This window comes from Nocardiopsis sp. iso_237 (genome assembly GCF_056173345.1).
This window is the reverse complement of record NZ_CM149669.1, coordinates 3,777,694-3,801,308: the sequence shown is the minus strand read 5'-3', so window position 1 is coordinate 3,801,308 and position 23,615 is coordinate 3,777,694. Positions and strand designations below refer to the sequence as shown.

The following is a 23,615-nucleotide window of genomic DNA, read 5'->3' as shown; positions in this document are numbered from 1 at the left end:
GGCGGAACCCGTGGTCTAGCCGGGCAGCAGGGCGCGGGCCTCGGCCACGAAGTCCAACTGCTCCATCCATCCCACGTTGTCCGCGCTCGCGACGACGCGGTCCGCCCCGGCCTCCGCGTACGCCGCGTAGACCTCCGCGAGTTCCTCGGGGGTCCGCGCCGTGATCGGCGCCTGGACGGCCTCCTCCTCGGGGACACCGTGCTCCTCGACGAGTTGCCGGACCAGGGTGTCGTGTGCCTCGCGGGCCGAGGGCCCCTCCCCGAGGATGAGGTGGCCTCCCACGGTCACCGGTGGACGGGGGAGCCCCCGTTCCTCGGCGCGGCCACGCAGGAGTCCCACGGCCGCTTCCAGGACGGCGGGGGAGAGCTGGGAGGGGAACCACCCGGCGCCCAGCCGCAGGATCCGCTCGAAGGCCCGCTCGCCGCCGCCCACGAGGAGCGGCGGCATGGGCGCGGGCGGGGCCAGCCGCAGCGCCGTGTCGGCCGACGCGATACGGACCTCCTCGCCGGTGACCAGTGGCGGCAGGAGGTCGAGCACGGCGTCGGTGGTCCGGCCGCGCCCCGTGGAGGGGACGCCCAGCGCCCGCCACAGGGGTGAGTCGGGGAAGCCGCCGACGCCCACGCCCAGGATGATCCGGTCGGCGGACAGGTGTTGGAGCGTGGCGACCTGCGTGGCCAGCCAGGGGGCGGGTCTGGGCGGTACGGACAGGACCCCGAAGCCCAGCCGGACCCCCCGGGTGACGGAGGCCGCCGCGGCCAGGGCCAGGGTCGGTTCCAGGGCGGGTGTCCCGTCACCCAGGACCAGGTCGGCCACCCACAGTGACTCCAGGTCGCGCTCCTCGACCGCCCTGGCGGCCAGGGCGACTCCCGGGGTCCCGGGATCGGTCAGTTCGTCCATGGCGGTGGGCAGCACCGCGCCGATCTCGATCATGCTCATACCACCACCCTGAACGCTCAACAATGGTTGAGGTCAAGTCGCCCCGGCCCCGGTGAGGTATCCCCGGGACGCCTCGTACGCACGGTCGATCCGACGCCGTACGGTGTCCAGCCTCCGGAACGCCAGCGGCCTGTCGTCGCCCTCCAAGGAACCCCCGCTGGGCAGCACGTGCAGCCGGACGTCCTCGGGCAGTGTCGCCAGGTCCCGGGCGAAGCGGTGGCGGCGTGCGATCTCGAAGGCGACCCGCGCCGTCTCCACCGGGTTGGCCGGTACCGACAGCGGTTCCTCCACCCGTCCCACCTGCAACACGTACACCGTGCGCGCGCCCGCACGCACGGCGGCCTCGATCGGGATGGAGTTGACGATCCCGCCGTCCATGAAGTGCTCACCGTCGATCCGGGTCGGCGGCAGCAGCCCCGGGACGGCCGAGGAGGCCAGCACGGCCTCGATCAGCGGCCCCTCCGAGAACCAGTGCTCGGCGGCGCGTTCGATGCTGGCCGCCACCACCCGCAGCGGTACCGCCAGGTCCTCGAACACGGGATCCGGGCCCAGCATCTTCACCAGCAGGCGGCGCAGCGGCTCGGGCGAGATCAGGTGGGTGCGGGTCGTCACGATGCGGTGCAGCTGACGGCCCACCGCCTCCCCGAAGACCGTGTTGGCCTCCTCGGAGGTCCAGGTCCGGGTCAGCCGCTCCACCGCCTCCCACGAGGGGTCGGCGGCCAGCACCGCGCCGTTGATCGCGCCGATGGAGGTTCCCACCACGAGGTCCGGGGTGATCCCCTCCTCCAGCAGCGCGCGGATCATGCCCACCTCGACGGCACCGCGCACCCCGCCGCCGCCGAGGACGAAGGCCACCGGGCCGGGGTCGCGTGCTCCGGAGGGGGAGGCCGTGGGATCGCTGGGAACGGGCGTGGTGCCACGGGGGGTCTCGGACGCGTCTGTCACCCGGACAGTCTAGGAAGGGGTCCCGGCCGGGCGGGGGTCGCCTCCCTCAGTCCTCGACCGTGCGCAGGACCTCGAAGTCGATCCCGGCCCGGTGCAGCCTCCGGATGAGCGCCCCGCCCATGGCCACGGCGGTGGTCACCTGGCCGGAGGTCGGCGGCAGGTCGTCCTGCCACAGGCACAGCGCCGACTCCGCGAGCATCCCCGAGGTGGCCCCGTACCCGGGCTCGCCGCCCGACACCAGCGTGTGTACCCGCCGACCACCGCCCGAGCCCGCGAAGTGCACGGTGAACCACCCGTTGGCGAGCTGCTCCTCGGTGGGGCCCGCACCGGGCGGACGGAGCGACTTCAGGCGGTCCCGCAACGGCGACACCTGGGCGGCCGCCATCACCCCGGCCGCCGCGCCGACCGCGCCGACGGCGCTGCCGAACCGCCGGAAGGCCGCGTAGTGGCCGTAGGTGAAGTCCGGTCCGTAGCGTTCGAGGGCCGCCGCCGACCGGACCACCACCTGGGGGTCCAGGGTGGGCAGCGGGACGGTCCATCCCCGGGCCAGCCGGGTGCGCGGACGGCCGCGGCGGTCGATCCGGACCCGACGGTCGTGGGGGGCCTCCTCGACCCGGCGCCGCTCCCGGGCCGCCTCCAGCATGCCCGCCGGATCCGCGAAGGCGTCCACGGCCGAGTGCAGGGTGCCACCCGAGACGTTCCCCTGAGCCCGGACGAACCCCTCCACGTGCAACGGCACCCCCTCGGGCAGCCGCTCCACGGTGAACAGCACGCCGAGGTCGTGGGGGATGGAGTCGAATCCGCACGCGTGCACGATCCGCGCCCCGGTGCGCACGGCGGTGGCGTGGTGCCGGACGTACACGAGGTCCACGAAGGCGGGCTCGCCGCACAGGTCCACGTAGTCGGTGCCCTCGGCCGCGCAGGCGGCCACCAGGGGTTCGCCGTGCTCGCCGTAGGGTCCCACCGTGGAGATCACCACCCGAGCCGACGCGGCGAGGGCGCGGATCGAGGCGGTGTCGTCGACGTCGGCCAGCAGCAGCTCCGGCAGCGGCCGGTCCGGGTCGATCTCGGCCAGCTCCGCCCGCACCGCCTCCAGCCGGTCCCGGTCCCGGCCCGCGAGCGCCCACCGCAGACCGCGCGGGGCGTTGGTGGCCAGGTACTCGGCGGTCAGCGCCCCGGTGTAGCCGGTCGCGCCGAACAGGACGATGTCATGACCGCGTTCCACGGGGGTCCAACCTCTCAGATCTGCTCCATGCGCCACCCTCAGTCTCGCACGCCGGGGCGAACCGGTTTGGCGCGCCGGGGGTACCGGGTAGGCAGCCCCGGAACGGAATCCGAACACGGGGAGACACCATGGCCGACCTGGTCGACCTGCACGGCACCGCGATGGCGGAGTTCGACCGCCGCGTGGCGGAGGTGGCCCTGACCGACTGGGCGCGACCCACCCCCTGCACGGAATGGGACGTGCACGACCTGGTCAACCACCTCACCGCCGAACAGATGTGGGTTCCGTCCCTGCTCGACGGGGCGACCATCGAGGAGGTGGGGGACCGCTTCGACGGCGACATGCTCGGCGAGGAACCGGCCACCACGTGGTCCGTGGCCTCCCGTGAGGCCCGCACCGCGTGGCTGGCCCCCTCCGCGCCGGAGCGGACGGTCCACCTGTCCTTCGGTGACGTCCCGGGCCACGTGTACCTGTGGCAGATGACCTTCGACCTCGGGGTCCACGCCTGGGACCTGGCCAGGGCGGTCGGTGCCGACGAACGGCTCGACCCCGGTCTGGTCGCGGAGCTCCTGCCCTGGGCGAGTGAGAACTCCGCGGTCCTGTCCGGGAGTAGCCTGTTCGCGGAGCGGGTGCCCGTCGACGCCGACGCCGACCCCCAGACCCGCCTCCTCGCCCTGACCGGGCGCCGGGCCTAGGCCGGAGTCCCCGGAGCGTCCTCAGCCGTGCGCGAGGGCCCGGCCCAGCACGCGCGCCCCCTCGGGGAAGGCGCCGGGTCGGGGGCCCGCGTAGTTGAGCCGCAGGTGGGGGCCGGTGGGTTCGGCGGGGAACCACTCACCGCCCGGAGCCACGAGGACCCCCGCCTCCTCGCACTCACGGACCACACGGGGCAGGTCGGTGGCGTCCGGCAGGCGCAGCCACAGGTTGAGCCCGCCCCGGGGGACCGCCGCAAGGTAGGCGGTGGGCGCGTGCTCCCGCAGCGCCTCGACCAGCAGGTCGCGGCGGGCGGCCAGCTGCTGGCGCAGCCCCCGCAGGTGGGTGCGCCAGGCGGGCCGGGTCACGACGTCGAGAGCCACCTCCTGCAACACCCCGCTGACATACATGGCCTCGGCCTGCACGTCGGCGAGGATGCGCTCCCTCGCGGGGCCCCGGAGGACCATCCCGGCCACGCGCACGGACGGGGACACGCTCTTGGTGAGAGAGCGCAGGTAGACCACGTGCCCGGCGTCGTCCCGCGCCGCCAGAGGGGTCGGCTCCGCGTCGATCCCGAGGTCGTGCGCCCAGTCGTCCTCCACCAGGAACGCGCCGTGGCGGCGCACGGTCTCCAGCACCCGGTCACCGAGGTCGGTGGACCAACGGGCCCCGGTGGGGTTGGCGAAGTTGGGCTGCGCGTACAGCACCCGTGCCCCGGTCCGCTCGAACGCGCGGTCCAGCACGTCCGGGTCGGGGCCGTCGGTCCCGCTGGGGACCGGGACCGTCTCCACGCCCGCCTGCGCGGCCGCGCGCGTGGCGCCCCAGTAGGTGGGCGACTCGATCAGGAGCGGCCGACCGGCGCCGACCAGGGAGCGGAACACCGAGCCCAGCCCGCTCTGGCTTCCGGGGAGGACGAGCACGTCAGCGGAAGCGGGGGGCGTGACCCCCGCGGGCGTGTGGGCGCCGAGGCCGTGGGCGAACCAGGTCTGGAGGTCCGGCAGCCCGGTGGCCGGAGGCCGACTCACGGTGGCCTCGCCCCGGGCGGCGCGCGCGAAGGCCGCGCGCACCAGGCGCTCCGGAAGCAGGTCCCGGTCCGGGTAACCCGAGTGGAGCGCTATCGCGTCGTTGGGCGGGGTGCGCAGCGCCGTGTTCAGTCCGGGGGAGCGGTGCCGTGGAGTGCCGAGCGCGGCCGTCTGCCAGCCGTAGTCGTGGGGCCGGGCGACCCGGACCGCGCGTACGAAGGTGCCCACGCCCGGACGGCTCTCCACGGTCCCCCGGGCGGCCAGTGTCCGCAGCGCCTTCTGCACCGTGACCGGGCTGGCCGCGTACTCGGCCACCAGCGCGCGGGTGGAGGGCAGACGTGCCCCGGGCGGGGCCTGGGCGATCCACGCGCTCAGCCCTTCGATAATGCGCGCACTGCTATCGTTGGACATGAGGATCAATAGTAGCGCTACTCTCCATCAGACCCAAGTGCTATCCACGCGAACCGGGCTCTGGTGGGGGCTGCTCGGGGTCGCGGCCTTCTCCCTGACGGTGCCGCTCACCCGCGTGGCCGTGGCGGGCGGGACCCTGTCGCCCCTGTTCGTCGGATCGGCTCGCGGCGTGGTCGCCGCCCTGTTGGCGGCCGTCGCGCTCACGCTCACCCGGCAGCGCCCGCCCCGGGGCTCCCAGTGGCTCCGCCTCGCCTTCGTCGCCGGTGGCGTGGTGGCCGGGTTCCCGCTCCTCACCTCGTTCGCCCTCACCACCGCCTCGGCCAGCCACGGCGCGGTCGTGATCGCCCTGCTGCCCGCCGCGACCGCCGTGACGGCGGTGCTGCGCGGCCACGAACGGCCCCCGGCGGTGTTCTGGGCCATGGCGGCGGTGGGCGCGGTCGCTGCGGCGGGCTTCGCGGCCGTCCAGGGAGCGGGAGGCGGTCACGGCCTCGTCTGGTCGGACCTGCTGCTGCTCGGCGCGGTCGTCGCGGCCGCGATCGGCTACGCGGAGGGCGGTCTCCTCGCTCGGGAACTGGGTGCCTGGCAGACGGTGTCCTGGGCGCTGGTGCTCGCCGCGCCGCTCATGATCGCCCTGTGCGGGGTCGCGGTGGCCCAGCAGCCGCCGAGCGGGACCCCGGCCGAGTGGGCCTCGTTCGCCTACCTGGCGGTGGTCAGTATGTACCTGGGCTTCTTCGCCTGGTACCGGGGTCTGGCGATCGGCCCGATGACCCGGGTCAGCCAGATCCAGCTCACCCAGCCGGTGATGACCCTGGCATGGGCCGCGCTGCTGCTCGGGGAGCGGTTGACCTGGCCCACGGTCCTCGGCGGGGCCGCGGTGGTGCTGTGCGCCACGGTCGCCGTCCGGTCCAGGCTGGGCCGGGCGACGGCGGGGGCGCGCCGGTCCGCGACGCGCGGGGGCCGGGACCCGGACCGTTGAGCGCACGAGGGCGCCGAGCCGGTCCCACCACCGGTCCTCGACGCCCCTCGTGCACCCCGTCGCCGGGCTGGGCCCGGCCACGACCTAGCCGACGGTCACCCGCTCCGCCTCGGTCTCCCCGGCCTCGGCGGCGGACCCGGACTCCTCGTCCTCAGTCCCGGTGCGGGAGGCGGGGACGGAGACGATCCCCTGCTCCACCGCCATCTCCTTGATCAGGCGCGGCGCGCTCCACAGCGTGGGCAGCAGGATCAGACCCACCGGCACGGCGGTCACCACGATGAACGACTGGAGGGCCTGCACCCCGTTGTCGCCCACGGTCAGCAGCACGATGGCGGCGGCTCCCATCCCCACGCACCAGAAGGCGCGCACCCACGGGAAGGGCTCGCCGGAGTGCATGCTCGCGGAGGAGATCGAGTACGACATCGCGTCGAGCGTGGCCGCGAAGAAGATGAGCGTCACGACCACCATGACCAGCGCCAGCACTGCGCTCAGCGGCAGGGCCTGCACGATCGCCAGTGCCGCGGCGGGCAGGCCGTGCTCCTCGTAGGGGCCGGAGATGGCCCCCGGGTCGCGCTGTTCGAGCCAGAGGCCGCTGCCGCCCAGGGCCGTGAACCACACGGAGGTGACCAGGGCGGGCAGCACGGTGGCGCCCAGGTAGATCTGGCGGACCGTGCGGCCCTTCGAGATGCGCGCGATGAAGATGGCCATGATCGGGCCGTAGCCGATGAACCAGCCGAAGAAGAAGACGGTCCAGTAGCCGAGCCACTCGGTGTCGCCCCGGAACAGCGTCATCGGCACGAACTCACGGACGTGCACGGCGCTGGCCTGGAGGAACAGGTCGACGACGAAGGGCAGGGAGGACAGGCCGACGACGCACACGACCAGGGCCAGCGCGGCCCAGACGTTGATCCGGCTGAGCAGCTGGATGCCCCGGTCGAGACCGCTGAGCACCGAGATGGTCGCCACGACCGTCAGACCGACGATGATCGCGACCTGGGTGCCGAACCCGGAGCCCACGCCGAACATCTCGCCGCCGATGTAGGACATCTGGAGGCCGAGGAAGCCGATCGGGCCGACCGTTCCGGCGACCACCGCGACCACACAGCTGACGTCCGCGACGGTGCCGACCCAGTGCGTGCGGATCCGCTCGCCCATGACCGGCCACAGCAGCGTGCGGGGCCGCAGCGGCAGACCCTTCTCCACGCCGCGCATCATCACCAGCGTGGCCAGCGAACCGCCGATCGCCCACGCCGGGAAGCCCCAGTGGACGAAGGTCTGCGCGAGGGCGACCGAGGCGCCCTCCATTCCGCCGGACATGTCGGCGTACTGCGGCGGCGGGTCCACGTAGTGGGCGAGCGGCTCGGCGGCGGCCCAGAAGACACCGCCGGCGGCGAGCAGGGTGGTCAGGACCATGGCGACCCAACGGAACCAGGTGAACCCGGGGGTGTCGGTCCCGCCCATCCGCACCCGCCCGTAGCGGGAGAAGGCCAGGACCGTGGCGACGCCGACGGTGGCCAGGAGCAGGACCTGCCAGTAGGCGCCGAACCAGCGCGCCGACCACGCGAACGCCGCGTCGACGGCGGCGTTGACCCCTGTGGGGGCTATGAGCGCGGCCAGGACGAACACGATCAGCAGGCCGCCGGAGACTCCGACCACCCAGGGGTCGGGTCGTCGGCCGGTTTCGGGCACGCGTGTGCTCGGGGTGGAAGACATGGAGAAGAGGTTGCCCCTCAATCGGAAGCGCCCACCGGAGGCCCCGGTAGACCGGCCGAGTCTACGTGCGTTTGTCCTGGTTGGGGCTGAGATGTCGGGGTGCGACACGCCACGCTTGTGTGTGGCCGCGAACGCTCTCACCGTGTCCCCACGGCGCGGGGACCCCTGCGCGGTTTCTGTTCGCGGCGCGGTCGCGGCCGGGGGAGCGGTGGGTCAGCCGTCGAGGAAGGCCACCGAGTCCCGTTCCACCAGGTGCACGGGAAGCCGTACACGGCGGCCCTCGGGGACCTCGGCAGGGGAGATCAGCAGGCGCATGGCGTGGTCGCCCAACAGCTCGCGGTCCAGCCCCACGGTGGTCAGGCCGGGGTCGAGCAGCTCCGAGGTGGCCAGGTCGTCGTGCCCGACCACACTCAGGTCCCGGCCCACCCGGACCCCCAGTGAGCGGGCGGCGGCGTACACGGCCGTGCCCAGGTAGTCGGAGTTGACCACGAACGCCTCGTGTCCGGCCGCCCCGCCACCGGCTCCGGCGCGGACCCGTTCCACGACCATGCGGGCCACACTGTCGTGGTCCAGTGGGCAGCGCACGACGGTCCCCACCAGGCCCCACTCCTCACAGAGGCGGACGAACGCCTCCTCGCGTCCCCAGTCCGCCGCCAGCCCCTCGGGCGCCATGACCAGCGTGGCCCTCCGGTGCCCCCGGACGCGCAGGTGCTCCAGCGCCAGGGCGACGGCGGCCGCGTCGTCCGGCCCCACCGTGGACAGTCGGACGCCCTCGGCCGGAGTGGGATCGGGCGTGCGGTTGAAGGCCACCACGGGGACGTCGGGGTGGCGGGCGAGCCAGGCGGCCAGCGGACCGTGGCGGCCGATCGGGCTGATGGCGACACCGCCCACGCCCTCGGCGGCCAGCCTGCGCAGCGCGGCGGCCTCGCGGTCCACGTCGTAGTCGGAACTGAGGATCAGCAGGAAGGCGCCCTCCCGGTGTGCCCGCACCTCCATGCCGCGCAGCACGTCCAGGAAGAACGGGTTGCGCATGTTGCGGATGACCACCCCGTAGGCCGACCTCTGACCGGTGCGCAGCGCCCGCGCCCGGCCGTCCACCTGGTAGTCGAGGTCGGCGGCGGCCCGGCGGACCCGCTCCACCGTCGCGGGGGCCACCCGGCCCTGGCCGTTGAGCGCGAAGCTGGCCTGGGCGACCGAGACCCCCGCCCGGGTGGCGACGTCGCGCAGGGTCACGCGTTTGTGAGAGGCGGGCATGGAGGGTCCTTCCGAAGGGGAGGTGTCCGGCCATGATGCCGGGGCGGCGGCGGGTGCGCCACGGGTGCCGTGGGCGCGTCGGGACGGGTGTCCACCGGGCGAACGCCGCTCGTACCTGGGCTGACACCGGGTCGTCGGCGGGCGGGCCGCCCGGGTCGGGGTGTCGGGGTTGGCCGAGGGTTCCCGGGCCGTTGGCCCACCGGACACCGGGCACGCCAGTGCAGGTCACCCCTCTGGTGAATCGTTTCATCACGAAGCGCCCCCCACCACCCTCGGCCCGCCGACCGGGCCGCCCGACCACCCTTCGGAGCCCTCATGTCCCACCGACGCACGGCGCTCACCGGCGCCGCCGTGACCCTCTCCGTGCTGGCCCTGACCTCGTGCGGGAACGTCGACGCCCCACAGGGATCGGCCTCGGGCGACGGCGAGGTCGTCATCACCTACAACTCGCCCTCCGAGTGGGGGAACTACGGCGAGGTGCTGCGCGCCTTCACCGAGGAGACGGGCGTCAGCGCCCCGAACGACCCCAAGAACTCCGGCCAGGCCCTGGCCGCGCTCCAGGCGGAGAAGGGCTCCCCGGTCGCGGACGTCGCCTACACCGGCATCGCCTTCGGTGAACAGCTGGTGGAGTCCGGGGTCCTCCAGGCGTACGTGCCCGAGGGCGCCGACCAGGTCCCCGACGAGCTCCGTGACCCCGACGGCGCCTGGACCAGCGTCCACACCGGCACCATCGCGTTCATCGTCAACGAGGACCACCTCGACGGCGCGCCCGTTCCGCGCGGCTGGGACGACCTGCTCGACCCCGCGTACGAGGGCAAGGTCGGCTACCTCGACCCCACCCAGGCCGCCGTCGGCTACTCCGCCGCCACCGCCGCCAACGTCGCCCTGGGCGGCGACTTCGACGACTGGGGTCCGGGCCTGGACTACCTCAACGGCCTCAAGGACAACGGGGCCTCCACCTCCGCGCAGACCGCCACCGCCAAGGTGGCCCAGGGCGAGATCCCCATCCTCATCGACACCGACTTCAACGGCTACAAGCTGCGCGACGAGGGCGCCAACGTCTCCGTCGTCATCCCCGAGGAGGGGTCGCTCCAGATCCCCTACATCGTCGGGCTGGTCGAGGGCGCCCCCAACGCGGACCACGGCCGCGAGCTCCTCGACTTCTACTTCTCCGAGCGGGGCCAGGACCTGTTCGCCGCCGGGTACATGCGCCCGGTCGTCGGAGAGATGCCCGACGAGCTGGCCGACAAGGTGCTGCCGCCCGAGGAGTACGAGCGGGCCACCACCGTCGACTACGTCGAGCAGGGCCAGCGCCAGCAGGAGTTCATCGAGCTCTACCAGAACGAGGTCGGCTTCTAGTGCCCTCCCGTACCGCCGCCGGAGGGCGCGCGGCCCCCGTCACCGGAGGGGGCGCCGCCCCGGCCACCCGCCGGAGCGCGGTGGGGGCACCCGCCTGGCTCGCCGCGCTCCCCGCCCTGGCCGTCATCGGCCTGTTCAGCGCCTACCCCGTCCTGGTCATGGTCGCCAACTCCCTCGGACTGGGCCAGCCCCCGGCCGACGGGGGCCCCACACTGGAGCACTACGCGCGGGCGTTCGGATCGGCGGCCGTCCGCGACGCGCTCCTGAACTCCCTGTACATCGCCGTGGGCTCGGTCCTGATCACGCTCTGCGTCGCGGTGCCCGTGGTGCTGCGCCAGGCCGACGACGACCGCGCGGGCCGCAGGGGCGGCGCGGCCACCGACGCCCTGCTCACCCTGCCCATCGCGCTGCCCGGCATCATCATCGGGTTCTTCGCGATCGTCCTCACCGGCCGCACCGGGCTGCTGGGCCTGGCGTGGGACGGCTTCTCCGGCCTGGCCTACACCTTCACCGGACTCCTCATCGCCTACCTCTACTTCTCCCTGCCCCGCGTGCTGGGTCCGCTGCGCGGCGCCGCCGCCACCCTGGACCCCTCACTGACCGAGAGCGCCCGGACCCTGGGTGCCTCCCGCCCGCGCGTGTTCCTCACCGTCACTCTGCCCCTGCTGCTGCCCGCCGCCATCGAGACCAGCGGCACCGCGATCGCGGTCGCCCTGGGCGGGTACGGCACGGTCGCCACCCTGTCCGAGGGAGTGCGGCTCCTGCCGCTCAACGTCGCCAACGAACTCACCACGGGATACCGGCTCGCCGCGTCGTCCACCCTCGCGGTGATCCTCGCCGCGACGGCCGTGCTGGCGCTGGTCCTGGGCCGGGTCCTGGCCCGTGCCGTCCGTCGGGCGGTGGCCTCATGACCCGGATCGTCACGCGCCTGACCGGTGCGTTCGTGGTCATCCCGATCCTGGCCACCCTCGTCGCGGCCACCAGCGTCGACTTCTCGCAGGGGCCCTGGGGCGGTGGCCTCACCCTGGACTGGTTCGCCTACGCCTGGCCGCCGCTGGCCCCGGTGATCGGCCGCAGCCTGGCCGTGGCCGCCCTGGTGGTCGTGCTGAACCTGGCCGTCGGCGGTCCGCTGGCCTGGTGGGTGGCCCGCCACCCCTCGGTCCTGACCCGCCTGACCGGCTACCTGGTGAACGTGCCGCTGGCCGTGCCCGGCATCGCGCTGAGCGTCGCGCTGGTGGGCACCTACCCGATGCTGCGCCCCAGCGGTCTGCTGCTGGTCCTGGGCCACCTCGTCTTCACCCTGCCGTTCACCCTGGCGGCCCTGGCACCCGCCCTGGCCGACGACGAGCTGCGCACCAACGAGAGCGTCGCGCGCAGCCTCGGCGCCGGTTCGGTCCGCGTCCTTCGGACCATCACCGTCCCGGCCTGCCTGGTCGCCGTCACCCAGGCCGTGACGATGGTCTTCGCCCTGTCCTTCGGTGAGTTCAACGTCAGCTTCTTCGTCAACCCGCCCGCCACGCCCACCGCGCCCTTCGCCCTGTTCGACTCCTACTCCACCCAGCGCCTCGAACTCGCGTCGGCACAGTCGATGATCTTCATCGCGTTCGTCGCGCCGGTGCTGACCGCCATCGTCCTGGCCCGGCGCCGGGCCCCGAGGAGGACCCCGTGAGCACCCAAGCCGCCGCACCCGCCACCACCGGATCCGCGCCGACCCCCACACGCGCGGCCGGGCTGACCGTGGACGGCCTCACCGTGCGCTACGGCCCCACCACCGCCGTGGAGCGCGTGTCCCTGGACGTGGCCCCCGCCGAGACGGTCGCCGTCATCGGCCCCTCGGGCTGCGGCAAGAGCACGACGCTGCGCGCCGTGGCCGGGCTGGTCCCGGTCTCGGAGGGGTCCGTCGGCCTGGCCGGGCGGGACCTCACCGGCCTCGTCCCGGCCAGGCGCGACATCGGCCTGGTCCCGCAGAACTACGCGGTCTTCCCACACATGAGCGTGGCCGCCAACATCGGCTACGGGTTGCGTGCCCGCGGCACCGCGGCGGCCCGCCGCGAGGAGCGGGTTCGGGAGATGCTGGAACTGACGCACCTCTCCGACCTCGCCGAACGCCGTCCCGACCAGCTCTCCGGAGGACAGCGGCAACGGGTCGCCCTGGCCCGGGCGCTGGCGATCCAGCCCGACGCCCTGCTGCTGGACGAACCGCTGGCCGCACTGGATCCGCAGCTGCGCGGGGGACTGCGCCGGGAACTGGCCGCCATGCTCGCCGCCACCGATTGCGCCACCCTCATCGTCACCCACGACCAGCGCGAGGCCCTGTCCCTGGGGTCGCGGATCGCCCTGCTGCGTGACGGGGGGCTGGTCCAGTTCGACACGCCCCAGCGGCTCTGGGACGACCCGGCGGACGCGTTCGTCGCGGACTTCCTGGCCGGCGCGGTACTGCTGGACGCCGAACTGGACGACGGGCACGCCGTGGCCCTGGGCGGACGCTGGCGGATCCCGGTCGGTGACCTGGCGGTGCGGCCCACCGCGCACGGGGCCGTCCGGCTGCTGCTGCGCCACGACAGCCTCACGGTGACGGACGACGCGGACGAGACGGCGCTGCTCGCGGAGGTGACGCACTCGGAGTTCACCGGCGACGGCGTGCACCTGACCGTCCGGTCTGGGGAGCACCTCCTGGGGGTCCGGGTGCCACCGGACGCCCGGATCGGCCGGTCCGTGTCGTTGGCGGTGGCCCCGGGGCGGGCCACCCTGCTCTCACCCCGGGCCTGACCCGCGCCCCGCCCCGCACCGACCCGCCCCACTCCACACCTGACGACCACCCGCCACGAGAGGAACACGATGCTGGAACTGGAGATCCTCGGATCGAACGCGACCGCGCCCACCAAGGAGGGGCCCGCCTCCTGCTACCTGCTCCACACGGAGACCGGTCTGGTACTGGTCGACGCCGGGCCCGGTTCGCTGCTCGCCTACTGCTCCCGGTACGGGCTCGACCAGCTCCGGGGGATCGTGGTGACCCACATGCACGCCGACCACAGCCTGGACCTCATGGCCTGGGCCTACCGGTGGACCTTCCCGGAGGTGCTGCCCCGCGTCCCGCTGTTCCTCCCGGAGGGCGAGGCCGAGCGTGTGGCCGCCTTCGACGCGGTCTTCGGCATCCCCACCCTGCCGACCATGAACCAGCCCATCACGCAGTCCTTCGAGATCACCGCGATGCCGAGGGACGGCCGGACCGTGCACGAGGTGGACGGGGTGGCGTTCCGGTCGTTCGCGGCACACCACAGCGTGCCCTCGGCGGCGCTGCGCTTCGAGGCGCCGGACGGCCGCACCGTGGCGTTCTCCTCCGACACCGGCCACTGCGCCCCGGTGGCGGAGGCCGCCCGCGACGCCGACCTGTTCGTGTGCGAGGCCACCTACCTGGAGGCGGACGAGCAGGCCCTGCACGGCCACGGGCACCTCACGGCGCGGATGGCGGGGGAGCTGGCCGCCGAGGCCGACGCGCGCCACCTGGTGCTCACCCACTTCGCCAGCCCCGCCGACTGGGACGAGGGCCGCCGACACGCGCGGGAGGCCTTCGGAGGGCAGGTCAGCGTGGCCGTGCCCGGGAGCCGGTTCTGAGCCGACACCGTTCCCGGCCCGGGGCGCCGCCACTCCTCCCGATCAGGGGAACCGGCCGCGCCCCGGACCGCACCTGGCCTCCTCACGTCGCCAGCGGTCGCGACCACGCGACCTCGCGGTCCAACTGTCCGGAGTCCCGAAACAGTCGTACCTGGTACGTCTCGTGCAGGAGGTTCGCGAGTTCGTCCCGGTCAGCGGGTACGAACCCGAGTTTCCGCCAGAAGGCGCCGGAGCGCCGGCTGAACAACCAGGCCGTCGAGGCGCCCTCCTCCGCGGCACGCTCCAGGGCGAAGCGGGCCAGACCGACGCCCCTGCCCGTCGAACGACGGGTCGGGGCGACGGCCACGCTCCTGATGAGGGCGTGCCCGCGGTCGGCGCTGATCTCGTAGCCCGTGCTCCCGACGATCCCGCCGTCGACACCGCGCTCGACCCAGAGGCGGACGCACGGCGCGTCGAGACCGCTGAGGGTCAGGTCGACGGTCCGCAGGAAGTCCGTCAACGAGGGAACGTCCCTCACGTCCACCCGGGACAGGCCATCACTCGTACTCATGGGGTCGAGGAAACCAGAGGGCGGGATCCGAGCTGGGAGGAGGGTCGACCGGAGAGCCCGACGCGCGACCGCCGTGCCCGACCCCGGACGGCCGTGTGGACTATCCTCGCCTCGGGTGGCGCCCTCTCCGAACGCGGTACCGGCGGCGCGACCCCGCACCAGGATGGGAACCATGACTGAACAGACCTCCGTCGCCCGGGACGAGCTCCGCCGCGTCGACACCCCCACCGGAACCGTCGTCGGCGCGGTCCGGGGAGCGGTGGTCCGCGCGCTCGGCATCCCCTACGCGCGCGCCGAGCGGTTCGCCCCGCCCCGGCCCGCGCCGCCGTTCACCGAACCCTTCCAGGCCACCCGGCCCGGACCCGCATCACCGCAGCTCACCTCCAAGGTGGTGTCGACGGCGGTCGACGGGGTCTCGGTGGGCCGCCACGACGAGGACTGCCAGCGGCTCTCGGTCACCTTCCCCGCCGACCTCACCGAGGACGAGCGCCTTCCCGTCATGGTGTGGATCCACGGTGGTTCGTACGTCACCGGCGCCGGGGACATGGAGATCTTCGACCCGACCCGGCTCGTCACCGAACAGCGCGTCATCGTCGTGGCGGTCACCTACCGGCTCGGGATGCTCGGCTACCTGCGCATCGGTGACACCGCCCCCGCCAACCTCGGTCTCCTCGACCAGATCCAGGCGCTGCGCTGGGTCCGGGCCAACATCGCGGCCTTCGGCGGCGACCCGGACCTGGTCACCCTCTTCGGCCAGTCCGCCGGTGGCGACGCCGTCGCCCACCTCATGATCAGCCAGGGCGCGGAGGGCCTCTTCCGTCGCGCCGTGGTCCAGAGCGCTCCGCTGGGCATCATCACCGGGCGGTCCCGGATGTCCGAGGCCATGGGGCGGGCCGTGGGCGTACCCGACCCCGAGGCCAGCGCGGCCGAACTGGTCGCCCTCGAAGAGCGCGCGGGCGCCGCCGCCAAGGGGCACGGCCTGGCCAGCGCCATGCCGTTCGGTACCCAGTACGGGCACGCGCCCCTGCCCGCCGAGACCCTGCGGCTCCGCGCCTGGGCCGCGGCCGCCCCCGGGATCGACCTGCTGGTCGGCGCGACCAGCGAGGAGACCGGGCTGTTCGCCGAGTTCCTCCCGCCGATCCAGCGCCTGGCCGCCCTGCCCCTGGTCGGCCCGGTCCTGCGCCGGTTCCTGGTGTGGGCCACCACGTACCGCATCTACACGGGCCCGACCAAGCGCTTCGCCCGCCACCACCGCAGGTCCGGGGGCAGGGCCACCCGCTACACCGTCACCTGGCGGCCGGAGGGCAGCCCCTACGGCGCGGCCCACATCGTGGACCTCCCCCTGCTGCTCGGCAACCGGAAGGCCTGGGAGGACACCAGACTCGTCGGCCGCACCAGCTGGGCGGAGCTCGACCGGCGCGGCCGCGCGGTCCGCCGCCTGTGGGCCGACTTCGCCCGCACGGGCGCGGTCTCCGCGAGCAGCGCCGAGGCCGCCTCGGACAGCCTCACCGTGCACCGTTCCTGACCCCCGGCACGGCGACGGGCCCGAGCCGCGGACGGTGGCTCGGGCCCGTGTACGGCCGAGGGTCAGCGGTACCCGTACTGCTGGGCCGGGACCCGGTTCCGTCCGATCAGGAACCACAGGATCGCGCCGATCAGCGGGGCGAGGAAGACCAGGATGATCCAGACGAGCTTCATGGGGACGTCCAGCCGGGAGAACAGGATGCTGAACGCCGCGGCGACGATGAGCACGATCGCCGCCAGGCTCACCAGCAGCGCGCCGATCATGAGGACCAGGGCGATCCCGGTCTCGGGGGTCATCGACTCGAACAGGTTCAGCAGTGTCATCGCGGGACTCCTCAGTCTCTTCCGGGGTCCGGCCGCCCCCGTCGTGGTGCGGAACCGGACCCCCTGGGCTACGTACTCCACGCTAGGTTCGCCGCACCCTCCACGGCATCCACCTGGGGGACGCTCCGTCGTGTCGCCTAAGAAGGCGACAGGACGCCCCGGGCGGACCCTTTGGTGGACGGCCCGCACCGACTTTCGTCGGGGGTGCGCGGTCACGGAGCGGGACCAGTCGTCACCGAACGGTGGTCGTCCGTTGGCTGGGGCCTGTGCCCGCGTTCAGCCGTGTCGAGGAAGGTGGCGTTGGTCCGGTCCCCCGACCGGTCAGGCCCCCTCACGTATCGGAGAGCAAACCGCATGCTCACGACACACACCCCCACCGAACGCACCCGCCGCGGCCTCCGCGCCGCGCTGACCGCCTCGGCGGTCCTCGCCCTCACCGCCTCCCTGACCGTCGCGATGGCCCCGGCCGTGGCGGCGCCCTCGAACGACGGGGACGACTCCGTCTACCGAGGTGCGATCGAGATCGTCCGCACCCCCGACGACGCCCCGGGCACCCCGCTGCTCAACGGCACGGTGTTCGTCGACACCGACCGCGACGGCACCAGCGAGGGCGAGACCGGCCTCGCCGGGGTCGTGGTCACCAACGGCCGCGACGTGGTCCGTACCGACGACCAGGGCCGGTACCAGCTGCCCGCGTTCGACAACATGACCGTGTCGATCACGCAGCCGTCCGGCTACCAGGTGCCGCTGGACGAGTACAACATCCCGCAGTTCCACTACAACCACCTGCCCGAGGGCTCCCCGGAGCTGCGCTACGGCGGGATCGAGCCCACCGGTCCGCTGCCGTCGGAGGTCAACTTCCCGCTCGTCGAGAGCGAGCTGACCGCCGCCGAGGACCAGAGCTGTGTCATCGCCGGTGACCTCCAGACCTACGACAGGCAGGAGATCGAGTACGCGCGTGCCGGGGCGATCAAGGACCTGTCCGAGCGTGACGACTACGCGGGCTGCGGCACGCTCTTCGTCGGTGACGTGGCCGGTGACGACCTGTCGCTCTACCCCGACATCAAGGAACTGGTGGCCGAGACCAACGGCCCGGCGCGGTTCCTGCCCGGCAACCACGACCTCGACTTCGACGCCCCCGGCGCGGAGCACTCCTTCGACACCTTCCGCGCGGCGCTGGCTCCCGCGTACTACTCCTACCAGGTGGGCGACGTGCACGTCGTCGCCCTGAACACCGTCGACTACCCGTGCACGGCGGCCGACGACAGCCCCGAGGGCATCGAGGAGCACTGCGCCCCCGGCGGCAAGGCTGCCTACAACGGTCGGATCAGCGACGACCAGCTCACCTGGCTCGAACAGGACCTGGCCAACGTCGACGAGGACAAGCTGGTCGTCGTGGCGGGGCACATCGGCCTGCTCAACTACGCCGACGAGGGCTCCCCGGTCCACCAGGTCGACCAGGTGGCGCGCGTCCACGAACTCCTGGAGGGCCGTGAGGCCGTGGCGGTGGCCGGACACAGCCACAGCATCGAGAACCTCAGGACCGGCGACGACGTCGAGGGCTGGCGCGACCTCTTCGGGATCGAGGGGCTTCCGTTCCCGCACCTCACCGTGGGCGCGATCTCGGGTGACTGGTACTCCGGCAAGGTGGGTGAGGACGGCTACCCCACGGCCGTCGGCCGCGACGGCGGGCGTCCCGGCGTGGTGACCCTCGACATCGAGGGCAACCGGTTCCAGGAGCGCTACACCGTCACCGGTGAGCCCGACGAGGTGCAGACCCAGCTCGGTCTGAACAGCCCGACCTACCGCGAGTGGTACACCGAGCGCCGCGAGTGGAACTCCGACCCCGTCGGTGACGCTCCCGAGCTCGCGGAGCCGCTGGAGATCGGCGCCGACGACCTGGCGGGCGGCACCTGGCTGACCACCAACCTCTTCCTCGGCTCCACGGGCGCCACCGTGGAGGTCAGTCTCGACGGAGCCCCCGCTGCGGAGGCCGAGCGCACCCAGCAGCTCCGGGGCGAGGGCGTCCGCGTCGGCGCGGAGTACTCCGACCCCCACGCCGTCGCCCAGCAGCTGGTCCACGGCGGCAGCCTCGCGGACCGCACCATGCACCTGTGGCGGTTCGACCTGCCCGAGGACCTCGCCACCGGAGCGCACACCGCCGAGGTCACCGCAACCGACGCCCACGGGCGCACGTTCACCGACACCCTGGAGTTCGAGGTCGTGGAGTAGCCCCGAACAGCAGGAGGAGGGCCGACGCAGCCGCGTCGGCCCTCCCGTGTCCCTAGTGGCGGTCGACCAGGAGCTGTCCGTCAGCGGCCTGCTGACCGGCCGGTCCGCCGCCGTAGTTGGCCTCGACCCGCGCTCGCTCGGAGGCGTTGGGCTGGGCGTTGGTGCAGCCCACGCCGCCGGTGGAGCCCGACATCAGGGAGGAGCAGGGGCCGGGCTTGGCGTCGGGCAGGCCCAGGCTGTGGCCCAGTTCGTGCGCGGCGATCCGCAGCGGGTCGTGGCCCTCGGCGGTGCCCTGGCGGCCCATCCAGACGGTGACCTGCCCGCCGGGACGCACCGGACCGAGGTGGGCGCGGGGCCAGCCGTCGTCAGCGATGACGCGGATCTCGGCGCGCTGCCCGGCGGAGGCGGGCTCCAGACGGACGTTGTCGACGCTGGAGTTCCACACGTCGACGGCCGAGGCGACGACCGAGGTGAACTCGGCGGCCTGGCTGGAGTCGTAGTAGAGGACGGTGGCGTTCCGGGCCTGCTCGGAGGCGCTCGCCGTGGCGGTGCCCGACAACGTGAGCGCCAGTGCGCTCAGCGCGACCAGGAGGGGTGTGAGGACGCGTCTCAGCATGGGGTCTCCCTGGGGTGAGGGTGCTGATGATCTTCGTGACCCGGTGGGGTCGCGCTGATGCTATGTGTAGTGACAAAGGACCACAAGGAGGGCAGAACGCTAAGATTCCGCAGTGCATTCCCCAGTAGGAGGCCTCCGGGAAGGCCGGGCTCAGGACCGTGCTGCGTCCAGGTGGGCCACGAGGTCGTCCCTCAGCGCGGTCACCACCTCCGGTTCCAGTGCCATGATCGCGGGAAAGGTCTTCACCCAGTACTCGGTGGTCAGCGCCCGGGCTAAGAGACGCCGCCGCTGGTCGACCGGAGCGGTGGTGGCGATCGAGAGGAGCGCTCTTCCCTTGCTACCAGAGTCGGTGACACGGGAGAGGAACCTCTCCGCCCGACTGATCTCGCCGATCCGGCCCAGGGCCTCGGCTATCACCGCCAGAACCCGGTCATGCCAGTATCCGCCATCGATTCCCACGCATCCCTCCTCGATCTCCCCGATCAGTTTCGCTGCCTGTTCGTTTCGGCCGAGCACGGCCAGCCCCTTGGCGGTGCAGGCGAGCAGGTGGAGACGGTGGTACGCGTGATTCCCCTCCGTGGACAAGTTCCGGGCGAGGTCAAGAGCGCCTTCACGGGCGACCTCCAATCCCAGGGCCTCCTGTGGGGAGTCGTGGAACCCGGGATAGGCGAGGGAGAACGCTCCTTGGAGGTCTCCGATGCGAGTGAGGGCGACGACGCGCAGCTGCTCTTCCTCTTCGGAGTGGAGGAACCTGTCCAAGGAGATCTCCTCCAACGCGTCCAGGGCTCTGAGGGCTGCGCGCACTCTGGATGGATCCGCCGCCTCGGAACAGGCCTGTAGGACCTTTAGCAGGTGGGACCGGGCATTACGGAGACTCGTGGGTAGCAGGATCTCCGACACGGTCGGGGAGCCGTCGACGTGGCTCGGCGGAGTCTCAGTGAAAGCGAGAGCGGAGGCCTGTGCAGGGTCCGACGTGGTGCCCTGTGCGGCATTGTGTAGGAAACGCAGGGTGTTTTGGAGGGGAGCGAAGGTCGACCAGGCGAGGCTCTCCGCCTTCGCGGCCATGGATCGGGCCAGCGGTGTCTCCCCTTTGTCATGGAGCGCCGAGGCGATTCGGGTGAGTAAGTCGGCCCGGTCGAAGTCGTTGTGGAACAGGTCCACGATGTTCTCGGCTCGCGTGATGAGGCCGCGTGCGACCAGGTGGTCGAGCACGCCTTGGAGCAGTGCCTCAAGATGCAGCTGCTGGGGTGTCTCGAAATGCAACTCTTCGACCTGTGAGCCCTGAAGGAACTGGCGATCGAGGGCGACTTGTGTCGTGCACAGCGGGAGGACAGTCCACAGGCCGTCGGCACCACTATCCTGGTCCGCCAGAGTACGCAATCGTGCTAGGGCTGACTCCGTCACCTTCTTGTCCGCGTCTGTGTGGGCGACGACGGCTAGGAACTGCCAGACGAAGGCCTGGTCCTCGACGTCCGGAATGTCGCGAGCCACGGCGATCGCCTTGTATAGAGCGTTCTGTCGGACGTAGGCCAGGGCCACGAGGCTCAAGTCGGAACTCAGGCCCTCGTCGGTGGCGCGTGCGGTCGCCTCTGCGCGTTCGAGGTCCTGACTTGAGATGTGGGACCTGACCATCGCGGTTTGCGCCCACGGATTCGTTGCCGTCCCCATGCGTGAATGCAGGGAGTTGGCCGCATCTTGGTCCTGGAGAGTCAGGTGAAGCCCGAGGACGTTGGAGAGCAGTGAGTCACGGTCATCGTTGGAGTGAGGGAGATTCCAGGCAAGAACCTCCGTCTCTCGGGCCAGCTCCCTGGCGCGCTCGCGCCCTGTGAGATTGGGGACGTGGTTCTGCCTGTCGACACCGACGAGTGCCTCCGCCAGTTCGATCATGAGACGGACACGTTCGCTGGGTGTTCTCGCGAGATCCACCAGAGCCTGTGCCTGTTCCTCCGCCTCTACCCCACAGCGCTCTTCGCCGCTCCTGATGAGAGTTGAGGAGATGAGTCCGAGGGCCGTCACCCTTCCCTCCCTATCGCGTGTCTTGTCGAGGAGTGACCGGGCCCGTCCCAGCTCGCCCAGACGGAGGTAGAGGTGGATAGCATCGATATACGAGAGCCCTTGGTCCATGGAGTGCTTCGCGGTGGGCGCGGTGGCCTCGGCTTGGCGGGCGACCCTCCGGGCTCGCTCGCTGTCGCCGTGATCCACCAGAGCGTGCCCGACCCGACCCAGTAGCCGGGTCGGTTCGGTCTCGCTCGTCGCTGACAGGGCCAGGGCGATGGCCCGGTCGGGTTCACCGAGCCGTACCCAGAGGACAGGCAGGTCCAGGGGAACAGTGAGCAGTTGACTGACCTGGTGGAACATGAGGGTCAGCCGGAGCATTGCCACGAGGTCGACGTTCTTCTGGCTCGAGACTCGGCGCTGTGCGGCCAGGACCTCCTCTCTGGCGTCGTGGGTCCCACCGGTGACCCTGATCAGGCGCTCGGACCGTTTCTGGTCTAGCGCTAGCGCGATCATGCGGTCCGTGTCACCGATGGACTCCAGCAGTCGGAAGTAGCCCCGTAGCAGGTAGCCGGGGGTGGCCTTCGGCCACCCCTTCGCGCGCCACTTGTCGGCCCAGAGGTGGAGCCGCTGGCGGTGGTCGGCGAGTCTCCGCTCTCCCAGGTGATCGATGACCGCTGTCTGGAGTTCCTCGTGGGCCAGGATCAGGACGTCGGCCTCGGCACGGTGGACGTGGGAGTGGGAGCGCCGGGCGAAGGAGCGTCCCGTCACGACGGACAGCAGGTCGCGCAGGTGTGCGCGGGGGAGGCCGGTCAGCTCCGCGAGGTCGTCCTCGGACAGGCCGCCGCCAGCGGCAGCGACGAACCCGAGTACGTTCTGTTCGGCCTCGCTCCCGTGCAGCAGGTACTTGAGCTCGCGGAGGGCCTCGTTCTGGATCACCCTGGCGTACGAGGAGGGGCTCAGCGCCCGGACCACGTGGGAGTCCCGCAGGGGGTGGTCGACCGGGACGTCGCTGGGAAGCGGCGGGTTGAGCCGCCCGGCCACGATCACGCACGTCTCGTTCGGGAGCCGGGTGGGCATGACCGACGCGATGCTGTGGGCGTCGGGACCCGTCGTCACCCCACGGTCCTCGTCGAGTCCGTCCAAGGCCAGGACTAGGCGTTCTCCCCGGCTCCGGCAGCGGTCGGCCGCCAGTTCCAGGTACTGGTGCAGATAGGCCTCGCGGTTCCCGGCCGTCACGTGGGTGGGGAACGGCTCGGCCGCGACGTCCGCGAGTTGGTGCAGCACCTCCGTCACGAAGGCTGACCGGTCGCTCTGCCCCTCGAATCTCGCGGTGACGAAGAATGAGACGACGGTGACACCTGGCGGCGGGTTGAGAACGAACCAGGACATCAGGGCGGTCTTCCCCGACCACGCTGGGCCCTGCCACCACAGCCATCGTTCGTGCTCGGGTGCGTCGGAGGGGACCGAACGCACGCAGAACTCGGTCATCAGCCGAAGTTCCCCGTCCCTGTCCTCCAGTGATCGCGGGCAGATCCTGCGTACCTGGTACTGGTAGGGGGACGGTGTGGGAGCGGCGTGCTGGTACACGTCGCCCAGGTGGATTCCGGTGTTCGCGTAGGAACAGGAGGAGGCCGTGGCGTCGCCGGACCGGTTGACGGACAAGCTCGGAGGCACGGTCATGAGCGCGGGGCTTCGTCGCGCGGACCGCCCCGGTCGATGCCGCTCACAGCCCAGCCTCCGTTGGAGGCAGTGGCGTCGCCGCTGCCCCTGACACGGAGGTCACGGGGGTTCGATCCGCCTTGGAGACGGATCCCGCTGTTCGCCCGGCCGATCCCTCTGGCGCGCGCAGCTCCGCTGTCCCGCACCGTGACACAGGAGGACCGGGCGGCGGGGCGCAACGCCGCCCACACCGCGACCCCGACAGCCGCCAGTCCGGCCAGCGCCGAGACCGACGTGGCCAGGCGGTTGGCCTGCTCCCACTGGAGGAGGAACAGGGACGCGGAGAGCGCGGCGACGATCGAACACGTGATGACCAGGACCCAGTGGCCTTTACCCATGCAGCCATCATGGCACCGTCTCCCCATTCCGGAGGCCACTCTGCAGGAGACGCATCCCTTACGTAGCAGGGTTTCTTGAAATTGACCGGGCCGCTGGCCGTGCCCGGTTTCCGGGAAGCCGAGAACTGGGAATCCACCCCCAAATCCTCTGGCGCTCGGAGGCGGACC

At 72.2% G+C, this 23,615-nt stretch carries 20 protein-coding genes; 9 read left to right on the top strand and 11 right to left on the bottom strand.

Translation table 11 applies throughout. The features are described from left to right. Window positions 1-15: 15 nt before the first annotated feature. From AC0VYM_RS17475 to AC0VYM_RS17465, 3 genes are read right to left on the bottom strand one after another with little or no spacing between them, the layout of a single operon-like run. Window positions 16-936 carry an LLM class flavin-dependent oxidoreductase gene (locus AC0VYM_RS17475; protein ID WP_475453447.1) on the bottom strand — a complete coding sequence of 307 codons (921 nt, stop codon included), beginning with the start codon at window positions 934-936 and terminating at the stop codon, window positions 16-18. Between the two features lie 33 nt (window positions 937-969). Further along, window positions 970-1,881 carry a patatin-like phospholipase family protein gene (locus AC0VYM_RS17470; RefSeq protein ID WP_475453444.1) on the bottom strand — a complete coding sequence of 304 codons (912 nt, stop codon included), beginning with the start codon at window positions 1,879-1,881 and terminating at the stop codon, window positions 970-972. Window positions 1,882-1,927: 46 nt separating this feature from the next. Next, window positions 1,928-3,106, bottom strand: a complete 1,179-nt coding sequence (locus AC0VYM_RS17465) for a saccharopine dehydrogenase family protein (RefSeq protein WP_475453442.1) — start codon at window positions 3,104-3,106, stop codon at window positions 1,928-1,930. A 128-nt stretch (window positions 3,107-3,234) separates the two neighbouring features. On the opposite strand from AC0VYM_RS17465, the gene AC0VYM_RS17460 reads away from it, so the two are divergent. Next, a complete protein-coding gene (locus AC0VYM_RS17460) occupies window positions 3,235-3,801 on the top strand; it encodes a TIGR03086 family metal-binding protein (protein WP_475453439.1) in 567 nt (188 codons plus the stop codon). 21 nt (window positions 3,802-3,822) lie between these two features. On the opposite strand, the gene AC0VYM_RS17455 is transcribed toward AC0VYM_RS17460, so the two are convergent. After that, window positions 3,823-5,229, bottom strand: coding sequence for an aminotransferase-like domain-containing protein (locus AC0VYM_RS17455; protein WP_475453437.1), 1,407 nt, complete (start codon window positions 5,227-5,229; stop codon window positions 3,823-3,825). Window positions 5,230-5,266: 37 nt separating this feature from the next. Between AC0VYM_RS17455 and AC0VYM_RS17450 the strand changes: the two genes are divergently transcribed. Further along, a complete protein-coding gene (locus AC0VYM_RS17450; protein WP_475453434.1) occupies window positions 5,267-6,205 on the top strand; it encodes a DMT family transporter in 939 nt (312 codons plus the stop codon). Window positions 6,206-6,289: 84 nt separating this feature from the next. Here the strand turns inward: AC0VYM_RS17450 and AC0VYM_RS17445 are convergent, their stop codons facing one another. Next, a complete protein-coding gene (locus AC0VYM_RS17445) occupies window positions 6,290-7,918 on the bottom strand; it encodes a BCCT family transporter (protein WP_475453432.1) in 1,629 nt (542 codons plus the stop codon). A gap of 213 nt (window positions 7,919-8,131) precedes the next feature. After that, window positions 8,132-9,172: a LacI family DNA-binding transcriptional regulator gene (locus AC0VYM_RS17440; protein WP_475453429.1), complete on the bottom strand. Its 1,041-nt coding sequence runs from the start codon at window positions 9,170-9,172 to the stop codon at window positions 8,132-8,134. A gap of 315 nt (window positions 9,173-9,487) precedes the next feature. On the opposite strand from AC0VYM_RS17440, the gene AC0VYM_RS17435 reads away from it, so the two are divergent. From AC0VYM_RS17435 to AC0VYM_RS17415, 5 genes are all read left to right on the top strand, one after another. Next, complete coding sequence (locus tag AC0VYM_RS17435) at window positions 9,488-10,531, top strand: extracellular solute-binding protein (protein WP_475453427.1); 1,044 nt, start codon at window positions 9,488-9,490, stop codon at window positions 10,529-10,531. 80 nt (window positions 10,532-10,611) lie between these two features. Then, entirely contained in the window at window positions 10,612-11,442 is an 831-nt protein-coding gene (locus AC0VYM_RS17430) for an ABC transporter permease subunit (RefSeq protein WP_475463079.1), read from the top strand. Next, window positions 11,439-12,200 (top strand): ABC transporter permease, encoded by a 762-nt coding sequence (locus tag AC0VYM_RS17425; protein ID WP_475453424.1) that lies wholly within the window; start codon window positions 11,439-11,441, stop codon window positions 12,198-12,200. The genes AC0VYM_RS17430 and AC0VYM_RS17425 overlap by 4 nt, the downstream gene beginning before the upstream one ends. After that, a complete protein-coding gene (locus AC0VYM_RS17420; RefSeq protein WP_475453421.1) occupies window positions 12,197-13,300 on the top strand; it encodes an ABC transporter ATP-binding protein in 1,104 nt (367 codons plus the stop codon). The genes AC0VYM_RS17425 and AC0VYM_RS17420 overlap by 4 nt, the downstream gene beginning before the upstream one ends. Window positions 13,301-13,369: 69 nt before the next feature. After that, window positions 13,370-14,146 carry an MBL fold metallo-hydrolase gene (locus AC0VYM_RS17415; protein ID WP_475453419.1) on the top strand — a complete coding sequence of 259 codons (777 nt, stop codon included), beginning with the start codon at window positions 13,370-13,372 and terminating at the stop codon, window positions 14,144-14,146. 82 nt (window positions 14,147-14,228) lie between these two features. On the opposite strand, the gene AC0VYM_RS17410 is transcribed toward AC0VYM_RS17415, so the two are convergent. Continuing rightward, entirely contained in the window at window positions 14,229-14,696 is a 468-nt protein-coding gene (locus tag AC0VYM_RS17410; protein ID WP_475453416.1) for a GNAT family N-acetyltransferase, read from the bottom strand. A gap of 172 nt (window positions 14,697-14,868) precedes the next feature. Here AC0VYM_RS17410 and AC0VYM_RS17405 point away from each other — a divergent pair, with 172 nt between their 5' ends. Next, a complete protein-coding gene (locus AC0VYM_RS17405; RefSeq protein WP_475453414.1) occupies window positions 14,869-16,221 on the top strand; it encodes a carboxylesterase family protein in 1,353 nt (450 codons plus the stop codon). A gap of 62 nt (window positions 16,222-16,283) precedes the next feature. On the opposite strand, the gene AC0VYM_RS17400 is transcribed toward AC0VYM_RS17405, so the two are convergent. Next, entirely contained in the window at window positions 16,284-16,544 is a 261-nt protein-coding gene (locus AC0VYM_RS17400) for a PLD nuclease N-terminal domain-containing protein (RefSeq protein WP_475453411.1), read from the bottom strand. Between the two features lie 456 nt (window positions 16,545-17,000). Here AC0VYM_RS17400 and AC0VYM_RS17395 point away from each other — a divergent pair, with 456 nt between their 5' ends. Then, window positions 17,001-18,776 carry a calcineurin-like phosphoesterase C-terminal domain-containing protein gene (locus AC0VYM_RS17395; protein ID WP_475463078.1) on the top strand — a complete coding sequence of 592 codons (1,776 nt, stop codon included), beginning with the start codon at window positions 17,001-17,003 and terminating at the stop codon, window positions 18,774-18,776. 52 nt (window positions 18,777-18,828) lie between these two features. Here the strand turns inward: AC0VYM_RS17395 and AC0VYM_RS17390 are convergent, their stop codons facing one another. The 3 genes from AC0VYM_RS17390 to AC0VYM_RS17380 all read right to left on the bottom strand — a co-directional run bounded on the left by AC0VYM_RS17390 (window position 18,829) and on the right by AC0VYM_RS17380 (window position 23,447). Then, entirely contained in the window at window positions 18,829-19,392 is a 564-nt protein-coding gene (locus tag AC0VYM_RS17390; protein WP_475453409.1) for a snapalysin family zinc-dependent metalloprotease, read from the bottom strand. 150 nt (window positions 19,393-19,542) lie between these two features. Further along, a complete protein-coding gene (locus AC0VYM_RS17385) occupies window positions 19,543-22,878 on the bottom strand; it encodes a P-loop domain-containing protein (protein WP_475453407.1) in 3,336 nt (1,111 codons plus the stop codon). A gap of 188 nt (window positions 22,879-23,066) precedes the next feature. Then, window positions 23,067-23,447, bottom strand: a complete 381-nt coding sequence (locus tag AC0VYM_RS17380) for a hypothetical protein (protein WP_475453405.1) — start codon at window positions 23,445-23,447, stop codon at window positions 23,067-23,069. Window positions 23,448-23,615: the final 168 nt, after the last annotated feature.

What these genes read in the sequence shown, in the direction of transcription:
- AC0VYM_RS17435 (WP_475453427.1), top strand. Translation starts at nt 9,488, where the DNA reads ATGTCCCACCGACGCACGGCGCTCACCGGCGCCGCCGTGACCCTCTCC.
- AC0VYM_RS17400 (WP_475453411.1), bottom strand. Translation starts at nt 16,544, where the DNA reads ATGACACTGCTGAACCTGTTCGAGTCGATGACCCCCGAGACCGGGATC.
- AC0VYM_RS17460 (WP_475453439.1), top strand. Translation starts at nt 3,235, where the DNA reads ATGGCCGACCTGGTCGACCTGCACGGCACCGCGATGGCGGAGTTCGAC.
- AC0VYM_RS17475 (WP_475453447.1), bottom strand. Translation starts at nt 936, where the DNA reads ATGAGCATGATCGAGATCGGCGCGGTGCTGCCCACCGCCATGGACGAA.
- AC0VYM_RS17445 (WP_475453432.1), bottom strand. Translation starts at nt 7,918, where the DNA reads ATGTCTTCCACCCCGAGCACACGCGTGCCCGAAACCGGCCGACGACCC.
- AC0VYM_RS17425 (WP_475453424.1), top strand. Translation starts at nt 11,439, where the DNA reads ATGACCCGGATCGTCACGCGCCTGACCGGTGCGTTCGTGGTCATCCCG.
- AC0VYM_RS17440 (WP_475453429.1), bottom strand. Translation starts at nt 9,172, where the DNA reads ATGCCCGCCTCTCACAAACGCGTGACCCTGCGCGACGTCGCCACCCGG.
- AC0VYM_RS17385 (WP_475453407.1), bottom strand. Translation starts at nt 22,878, where the DNA reads ATGACCGAGTTCTGCGTGCGTTCGGTCCCCTCCGACGCACCCGAGCAC.
- AC0VYM_RS17380 (WP_475453405.1), bottom strand. Translation starts at nt 23,447, where the DNA reads ATGGGTAAAGGCCACTGGGTCCTGGTCATCACGTGTTCGATCGTCGCC.
- AC0VYM_RS17455 (WP_475453437.1), bottom strand. Translation starts at nt 5,229, where the DNA reads ATGTCCAACGATAGCAGTGCGCGCATTATCGAAGGGCTGAGCGCGTGG.
- AC0VYM_RS17415 (WP_475453419.1), top strand. Translation starts at nt 13,370, where the DNA reads ATGCTGGAACTGGAGATCCTCGGATCGAACGCGACCGCGCCCACCAAG.
- AC0VYM_RS17395 (WP_475463078.1), top strand. Translation starts at nt 17,001, where the DNA reads ATGGCCCCGGCCGTGGCGGCGCCCTCGAACGACGGGGACGACTCCGTC.
- AC0VYM_RS17390 (WP_475453409.1), bottom strand. Translation starts at nt 19,392, where the DNA reads ATGCTGAGACGCGTCCTCACACCCCTCCTGGTCGCGCTGAGCGCACTG.
- AC0VYM_RS17410 (WP_475453416.1), bottom strand. Translation starts at nt 14,696, where the DNA reads ATGAGTACGAGTGATGGCCTGTCCCGGGTGGACGTGAGGGACGTTCCC.
- AC0VYM_RS17405 (WP_475453414.1), top strand. Translation starts at nt 14,869, where the DNA reads ATGACTGAACAGACCTCCGTCGCCCGGGACGAGCTCCGCCGCGTCGAC.